General features: G+C 49.8%; 2 protein-coding genes. Both read left to right on the top strand.

Annotated features, from left to right (window positions below; genetic code table 11):
* The first annotated feature begins 108 nt into the window (after positions 1–108).
* Positions 109–456: a hypothetical protein gene (locus IEV46_RS17840; protein WP_188433969.1), complete on the top strand. Its 348-nt coding sequence runs from the start codon at positions 109–111 to the stop codon at positions 454–456.
* A 90-nt stretch (positions 457–546) separates the two neighbouring features.
* The coding region (locus IEV46_RS17835; RefSeq protein ID WP_229736221.1) for a hypothetical protein at positions 547–830 on the top strand (284 nt) is incomplete at its 3' end.

Here is an 830-nt window from a genome sequence, read left to right as displayed (position 1 = left end):
TTTTGTGTGCAATTCCTTAAACTTTTTTCAAAAAAGGGGTTGACTATGCGCATATGCGCATACTATACTGTAGATGAGCTTGAAAAACACCAATGAGGGGGAATCTGTATGGACTTGAAAAAAGTGATTGAGAAAATCGAAGGAACCTGCATACGAGTGGAAGCTAGTTGGCTGAAAGAGAATGCAGAAACCCTGTACGACGGCATCATCGCGAAAATGGAACAGTTCGCCGCCGATCCGAAAAACCAAACAACCGAGAAGGACGTTGAGCGGTGGAAGAAAGAAGGGTTCGTGGCGGATATCTACTTCGATGAACAGAAGCTTCATACGACAGCCGGGTTTGTTGTTGAAGAGTTGTCGAACCAGACGACCTGGTTCGTTGACAAGTATGAAGACTTTGACCCGGAAGAGTTGAAAAACCTCCTTCTGAAAGGGGTGGCGGAGTTGGGGGAGTGATTCCCCCACTCCTTCAAACGAGAGGGAGACCTTCCCTGATCCGGCCAGCCGGGAGCCGATCCCGGCAAACAAACAAAAGGGGGATACACCATGCCGAGGAAAAACCTGTACGTCACGAAAGATGACGAACCCATTTTCGACGAAGCTGCTGAAGTTTTGGGAGAAGAATCCCTTTCCGCCGCAATCGCCTCCGTCCTCCGTCGGGCGGTCGAGGCGAAAAAGGCCGAGTTGGAAGGAATGGAACAAATTGAGTTGGAAGTGGGGACGGTATCTGGGGTGATGGGCGATACCCCAGATTTACAAAAAATCCGTTTCACCGGAAAGGAGATTGCCTTCACTAGGCAACTCCAGGGTAACGATACCAGAGGGGTCGA

The organism is Kroppenstedtia guangzhouensis (assembly GCF_014637345.1).
In the GTDB taxonomy this organism is placed as follows: domain Bacteria; phylum Bacillota; class Bacilli; order Thermoactinomycetales; family DSM-45169; genus Kroppenstedtia; species Kroppenstedtia guangzhouensis.
This window is presented reverse-complemented; position numbering and strand designations above follow the sequence as displayed.

Coding starts and splice junctions, on each gene's coding strand:
- IEV46_RS17840 (WP_188433969.1), top strand. CDS start 109: ATGGACTTGAAAAAAGTGATTGAGAAAATCGAAGGAACCTGCATACGA.